Source organism: Ruegeria sp. AI2 (assembly GCF_056541275.1).
Map to the genome: position 1 here is coordinate 1 of NZ_JBQFYB010000079.1, position 653 is coordinate 653.

1 protein-coding gene is annotated in these 653 nt (G+C 56.7%); it reads right to left on the reverse strand.

The genetic code is table 11. The annotated features are described in order from the left end of the window. A partial coding sequence (locus tag ACR0LL_RS21270; RefSeq protein WP_480589317.1) for a hypothetical protein occupies positions 1–653 on the reverse strand: 653 nt, incomplete at both ends.

The window sequence follows — 653 nt, forward strand, 5'->3', positions numbered from 1 at the left end:
TCTCGATATTGGTTGTGGCGTGGCCAGTCTGGCCGTCATTGTTTAGATCAACACCATAAAAGGCTTCGACATCCACGACATTGGCGATGGTAACACCGCCTTGGTATTGTCCCGAAGCATCCGTGGTCCATTCGGCATATGACCCGTTGGTGTTCAGCCACAACACCTTGTAGCCACCGCCCGACGCTTCGGCCTGGAGTGCCTGCCAGCCCGTCAAGCTGTCTGGCCCAATTGCTTTGCCGTTGAGTGTTACACCGATGGTACCGTTGATCAGGTACTCGCCGCGGGTTGACGACGCGAGCGTTACCGACCCGCTGGTCTCGATATTGGTTGTGGCGTGGCCAGTCTGGCCGTCATTGTTTAGATCAACACCATAAAAGGCTTCGACATCCACGACATTGGCGATGGTAACACCGCCTTGGTATTGTCCCGAAGCATCCGTGGTCCATTCGGCATATGACCCGTTGGTGTTCAGCCACAACACCTTGTAGCCACCGCCCGACGCTTCGGCCTGGAGTGCCTGCCAGCCCGTCAAGCTGTCTGGCCCAATTGCTTTGCCGTTGAGTGTTACACCGATGGTACCGTTGATCAGATACTCGCCGCGGGTTGACGACGCGAGCGTTACCGACCCGCTGCTCTCGATATTGGTTGTG